Below are 6,120 nucleotides of genomic sequence, written 5' to 3' on the forward strand. Positions count from 1 at the left end.
TCGCTTGGTCGAAGCGCTGCTTCGTCCAAGCGAGCGACCCTCCCCCTCCAGGGGAGGGTAAGCAAGCACCGTGCGCGGCTCAGATGGCCTGCGCATCAGAACAGCGCTGATGCGGTGACGTTGGCGCGCCAGCCCTGCCGGATACCGGCCACGTCGGTGTATCCGCGCCCGAGTTCGATCCCGAGGCTGGCTGCCGGCAGGCCGGCCTTGGCTTCGACGTTGCCGCGAACGCCGACCCCGAATGCGCTGGCATTGATGACCGACTGCTCGACGCTGGTGGCATCTGCCAGCCAGCCGCGGCCGTAGGAACTGAACAGATACGGGGACAACACGGCATTGACGGCATTGAAGCTTACCGCGAACGGCCGCGAGAGCTCGCCGCGCAAGGTCACTCCCTGATCGGCGGTGAAGCTGCCGGAGGCAAACGCCGATACCGCGTCGTTGCCGTCGAGCGCGATCTGTTCGGGCCGCATCATCGGCTTGCCGAGCGAGTATTGTCCGGCTCCGATCAGATCGAGGCGCAGCTCGTAGGGCATGGGCTGCGACAACCGCGCATTCGCGGTCAGCTTGGTGAATTCGGGTCCGGCCCCCAGACGCGACAGTGGCACCCCGGACGCCGCCGCTTCGGCGGCGGTGCGGCCGCCGAGGCCCTGCGACAGATTGGCACCGAGTTGCAGGCTCTCGCCCCAGGGCAGCGTCATGGTGGTGTCCGGGCCGGCCCGCAGCACCGCGTAGCGATCGCTGTTGAGGGTCACGCCGAAATCCGGCGCCGCCAACTGCTGGCTCACCTCTTCCAGCGAAACATTCAGGTACAGCGACGTCTTGCGCGTCAAAAGCAAGGGATCGCGCAACCGCAGGGCATAGCGCTCAAAGGTCCCCAGCGAGGCCGGCACCCCCAGCGCCTCCGCCGTGCGCGTCGTGGAGTGGGTATATTCCGGATTGAGCGTGATGCCGTCGGCGCCGATCGGAATCACGACGCCGCCGCCATACACCACAAGCGGCGATGTGCCGTCGATCGCGGCTCTGAGGTCAGCCCCGAGACCCGCGGTGGCATAAATCTGTTCGCCAGCGCCGAAGGCGCTGTTGACCGCGACAGAACCCCGCAATTGCCAGGTCCCCAGTGATTTGGAGAGACGATCGTCGCCGCCGAGCGATCCCGATATGAGATCATGCCCGCCTTCGAGCAGCAGCTTGACGCCGCCCTCGCGACCGCCCCGCAGCAGCGTGCTTTTAAGCTTCAGGCCCGGCACGTCGCCCGCGATCAGGAGGGCGCGCTCGATCTCGCCGATCGTGACGTGGCGGCGACCGACCAGGAAATCGGTGCGCGCCGCCACCACATCGACCGCCCGTTCCGGAACCCCGGTCAGATCGATCGCTTCGATGAATCCATCGATGACGAGAACGACGAGCCGGCCATGATCGACCAGCTTCTGCGGAGGAATCACCACCCGTGCCAGCGGATATCCGGCTTCGGCATGAAGGCGTTCGAGCGCCGCCGCGTCCGCATAGATCTGCGCGAGGCTGATCCGCCGGCCCCGGATCTGCCCGACCCAGGCCGCGGTCGCGGCCGAAAGCTCCGGGAAGGCGCCGTCGACCTCAACGTCATCGATCACGACATTGAGGTTCTCGGCCCCTTGTGGCGCGGTCGCCGCGGCAGGCCCGGGCAACAAGATCCCCGGATTGCGCGAGCCGGCATCCGGACGAAGGCTTTGTGGCGTCAGCTGACTGGGGGAAGCGACCTGGGCACGACAAAAAGTCGGCACCGCCACCGCTGAGATACTCAGCGCCGCCGCCAATATACGGGCCCTATGCACACGTCGGCACATATTTCTGATCTCAACTCAACGAAACGCAAGATCAGACTTTTCTGGCCCGACACGGCTTACGGAGCGTTTCCCCCTCAGCCAGCGGTCACCATAGGAACTTAACGTTAATAAGGCCCTTAAATGCTCGCCCAAGGGCGCCAGCGCATCAGAACAGCGCCGATGCATTGACGTTGGCGCGCCAGCCCTGCCGGATGCCGGGCATGTCGGTGGTTCCGCGTCCGAGCTCGAGCCCGAAGCTGGCCGCCGGCAGGCCTGACTTGGCTTCGACGCTGCCGCGAACGCCGAAGCCGAATGCGCGGGCATTGATCACCGACTGCTCGACGCTCGTTGCATCGATCAGCCAGCCGCGCCCGTACGAGCTGAACAGATAGGGGGACACGACGGCGCTAGCGGCATTCAGGCTCACCGCGAACGGCCGCGCGAGTTCGCCGCGCAAGGTAACGCCCTGATCGGCGGTGAAGGTTCCGGACGCAAACGCCGACACCGCATCGCTGCCGTCCAGCGCGATTTGTTCCGGCCGCAACATCGGCTTCCCCAGCGAGTCCTGTCCCGCTCCGATCAGATCGAGACGCATCCCGGCAGGCAATGGCTGGGACAGCCGCGCATTCGCGGTGAACTTGGTGAAATCCGGTCCGGCGCCCAGGCGCGACAGCGGCACGTTGGATGCCGACGCATCCGCCGCGGTGCGGCCGCCGAGGCCCTGGGACAGACCAGCGCCGAATTGCAGGCTCTCCCCCCAAAGCAGCGTCGTGGTGTAGTCCGGGCCGGCCCGAAGTACCGCGTAGCGATCGCTGTTGAGCATCACGCCGAAATCGGGCGCCGCCACCTGCTGGGTCACCTCTTCGAGCGAAAGATTGAGATAAAGCGAGGTTTTTCTCGTCAGCAGCAGCGGATCGCGCAATCGCAGGGCATAGCGCTCGAAGCTGCCGAGCGTTGCCGGCACACCCGGCGCCTGCGCCGTGCGCGTCGTCGAACGCGTGTATTCCGGGTTGAGGGTGATGCCATTAAGGCCGATCGGAACCACGGCGCCACCGCCATAGACGGCGAGCGGCGAACTGCCTTCGGTCACGGCCCGGAGATCGGCTCCGAGGCCGAGCGTGCCGTAAAACTGCTCGCCGAAGCCGAAGGCGCTGTTGAACGCGACCGAACTATGCCATTGCCAGGTACCGAGCGCCTGCGAGAGATGATCGTCGGCACCGACCGAACCCGACACCAGGCGATGCTCGCCTTCGAGCACCAGCCGGACGCCACCCTCGCGACGGCCGTGCATGATCGTGCTTCGCAGCTTCAGGCCTGGAACATCGCCGGCGATCAGAAGCGCGCGCTCGATCTCGGCGATCGTGACGTGACGGCGGCCGACCAGGAAACCAGTGCGCGCCGCCACCACCGCGGCCGCGCGTTCGGGAACGCCTGCGACGTCGATTGCTTCGATGAAGCCATCGACGACAACAACGACGAGCCGGCCGTGATCGAGGAGGTTCTGGGGAGGTATCACGACCCGCACCAGGGGATAGCCGGCTTCGGCATGGATTCGTTCAAGCTTGGCCGCCGCGGCATAGATCGCTGCGACGCTGATCCGCCGGCCCTTGATGCCCTGGACCCATGCCGCAATAGCCGGCGAAAGCTCGGCGAAGGCGCCGTCGACCTCGACGTCATCGATCAGGACATTGAGGTTCTCCGCACCTGATGGTGCGGACACGGCCGACCAACCGGGCAGCACGATCCCCTGATTGCGTGAAGGCGAATCCGGACGAAGGTTTTGCGGCGTGAATTGACTGGGAGCAACCTGGGCATGACCAATTGCCGGCGCGGCGACGACTGAGATACTCAGCGCAGCCGTAAATATACGGGCCCTATGCGCAACTCCGCACATCTATCCGATCTCAACTCGACGAAATTCAAGATCAGACTTTTCTGGCCCGACGCAGCCGCGGAGTGCTCCTCTTTAGCTGGCGGTCACAATAGAAAATTAAGCTTAACAGGGCCTTTAGAGCTCCCCTCCCCCCGCGCGCATCGCGCGTGGCGGGGAGGGGTCGGGGGTGGGGGGTGGCGCGGCGTTCACCGAAGCAGCGGTTTCCGCCGATGTTCCCCCACCCCCGACCCCTCCCCACCGCTCCGCGGCGCTCCGCGGGGGGAGGGGAGAAGAGCAGATCCGGCTGGCCTTAGTAGATGTGGAGATGCAGCCAATGCAGCCGTCCCCTTCGCTTCCCGCGATCCCCCTCCCCGCCGGCATCCGAACGCGCCATATCGACGACATCAACGGCCTGCGCATGCATGTGCTGGAAGCCGGCTTCGAAACCCCAGGCCGGCCGTGCCTGTTGCTGCTGCACGGTTTTCCCGAGCTCGCCTTCAGCTGGCGCAGGGTGATGCCGGCGCTGGCGGAGGCCGGCTATCACGTGATCGCGCCGGACCAGCGCGGTTACGGCCGCACCACCGGCTGGGATGTCAACTACGACGGCGATCTCGCCTCGTTCCGGCTTCTCAATCTGGTGCGCGATGCGCTGGGCCTGGTTTCGGCCTTTGGCTATCGCACGGTCGATGCCGTGGTCGGGCACGATTTCGGCTCTTCCGTCGCCGCCTGGTGCGCGGTGGTGCGGCCCGATGTGTTTCGTTCGGTGGTGCTGATGAGCGCGCCGTTCGCAGGCCCGCCACAGCTCGCTTTCAACACGGCTGATGCACCGTCGAAACCCCAATTCGACGACCCCGTGCACCGCGAGCTGGCGGCGCTGCCGCGACCGCGCAAGCATTATCAATGGTACTACTCGACGCGCGAGGCCAATGCGGATATGCACCACGCGCCGCAAGGCTTGCACGATTTCCTGCGCGCCTATTACCATCACAAGAGCGCGGACTGGAAAGACAACAAGCCCTATCCGCTGAAATCGTGGTCCGTGAACGAGCTGGCGAAACTGCCGACCTACTACGTGATGGATCTCGCCAAGAACATGGCCGAGACCGTCGCGGAGGAAATGCCCTCAGCGGGTATAATCGCGGCGAACAAATGGTTGCCCGACCGCGAACTCGCCTTCTACAGCGCTGAATATGAACGCACCGGATTCCAGGGTGGGCTGCAATGGTATCGCTGCGGTACTTCCGGCGTGTTCACTGCCGAGCTCGAAACCTGGTCGGGTCGCACCATCGACGTGCCCTCCTGCTTCATCTCGGGCAGCCATGACTGGGGCATCTATCAGCGCCCCGGCGTCTACGAGGCCATGCAGGCGAGCACCTGCACACGCATGCTCGGATGCCATCTGGTCGATGGTGCCGGCCATTGGGTGCAACAGGAGCAGCCGGCCGAGGTGAGCCGGCTGCTGTTGCAATTCCTGCGGCGCGCCGGACCGAGTGCGCCGCGGTAGCCTCGTTCCGGACAAGCATGCGACACGAGAAATGCCCGGGAACCATTTCAAGCCGGCAACGTTTTCGGCTACCGGGTAGTGCGCCCGGCACAGTCACTGGAGGAGAATTAGAAGTATGGAAAAGAAAATCGCGGGACTATTAGGCGCGATAGCCACGCTTGGAACATTCGGCGCCGCCCAGGCCGCACCCGCACCGAGTCCGGTCCCGACCGACGTCTTGCGGGCGAACTCGTTCGCCGACCTGCTCGAGCCGATTCGGAACGCCGCTGCGCTGCTGCAGGCGGTCGATCAGTACGCACCGGCTTCGTCAGCGGACGATAATATTCAGCTCGTGCAGTACCACCATCATCACCATCACCACCACCACCACGCCTATCGCAGGATCGTTCCCCGCATCGTCCTGGGGCCCCGCCGACACCATCACCACCACCACCATCATCACCACCACCATCACCATAACCACTATTGATCGCGGCAACGATGGCGGTTGCGCGCCAGCGCTTATCTTCAACAGGACCTCAGGGTCCTGTTTTTTTGGCGGTCATTCCTGACGGGCCTTTTCCTTGGCCGCGCGATGCAGATGCCGGTAGGTGCCGTCAAACACGGTATCGGTCGACGAGGTCCATTCCGTTCCGGCCGATAGCGCCGGCCGGCTGTTGTAAATGCGCCGCGCCTGCAACTCGCGCTCGGCTGATTCCTCCTCGTCCATTGGCTCGAGTTCAAAGGAGGCTTCCTCCGGTATCACGATGATCTGTGCGAACGGTTCATTCGGCCGGAAGATATGGGTGCGGCCCTCGGCCGGTGCCTTGAACACGCAGAAGAACATCATCGGCCACCAATTCCGCACCAGCGCCGGCACCGCAATCGGCACCGTGTCGGTGGGGTCGGTATAAAATCGTGGGTGCGGTTCGGTGCGGACCGCCATGCCCTTTTCGACC

4 protein-coding genes and 1 pseudogene are annotated in these 6,120 nt (G+C 64.8%); 2 read left to right on the top strand and 3 right to left on the bottom strand.

The genetic code is table 11. The annotated features are described in order from the left end of the window. Positions 1–95 precede the first annotated feature (95 nt). Complete coding sequence (locus ABSG20_RS27155) at positions 96–1,667, bottom strand: ShlB/FhaC/HecB family hemolysin secretion/activation protein (RefSeq protein ID WP_423867565.1); 1,572 nt, start codon at positions 1,665–1,667, stop codon at positions 96–98. A 304-nt stretch (positions 1,668–1,971) separates the two neighbouring features. Next, the gene (locus ABSG20_RS27160; protein ID WP_423867566.1) at positions 1,972–3,525 is read right to left on the bottom strand and encodes a ShlB/FhaC/HecB family hemolysin secretion/activation protein; all 1,554 of its coding nucleotides are present in this window, start codon (positions 3,523–3,525) and stop codon (positions 1,972–1,974) included. Positions 3,526–4,012: 487 nt separating this feature from the next. On the opposite strand from ABSG20_RS27160, the gene ABSG20_RS27165 reads away from it, so the two are divergent. Together ABSG20_RS27165 and ABSG20_RS27170 are read left to right on the top strand one after the other, a co-directional pair. After that, on the top strand, positions 4,013–5,182 hold the full coding sequence (locus ABSG20_RS27165; RefSeq protein WP_423867567.1) for an alpha/beta fold hydrolase: 1,170 nt from the start codon (positions 4,013–4,015) through the stop codon (positions 5,180–5,182). A gap of 115 nt (positions 5,183–5,297) precedes the next feature. Continuing rightward, the gene (locus tag ABSG20_RS27170) at positions 5,298–5,651 is read left to right on the top strand and encodes a hypothetical protein (RefSeq protein WP_423867568.1); all 354 of its coding nucleotides are present in this window, start codon (positions 5,298–5,300) and stop codon (positions 5,649–5,651) included. A 72-nt stretch (positions 5,652–5,723) separates the two neighbouring features. On the opposite strand, the pseudogene ABSG20_RS27175 reads toward ABSG20_RS27170, so the two are convergent. Continuing rightward, positions 5,724–6,120, bottom strand: a pseudogene (locus tag ABSG20_RS27175) (hypothetical protein); the annotation flags it as partial.

The sequence above is a fragment of the Bradyrhizobium sp. genome, from assembly GCF_049512235.1.
Taxonomy (GTDB): domain Bacteria; phylum Pseudomonadota; class Alphaproteobacteria; order Rhizobiales; family Xanthobacteraceae; genus Bradyrhizobium.

Excerpts from the sequence above, each read along its gene's own strand:
- ABSG20_RS27165 (WP_423867567.1), top strand. The coding sequence starts at position 4,013 with ATGCAGCCGTCCCCTTCGCTTCCCGCGATCCCCCTCCCCGCCGGCATC.
- ABSG20_RS27170 (WP_423867568.1), top strand. The coding sequence starts at position 5,298 with ATGGAAAAGAAAATCGCGGGACTATTAGGCGCGATAGCCACGCTTGGA.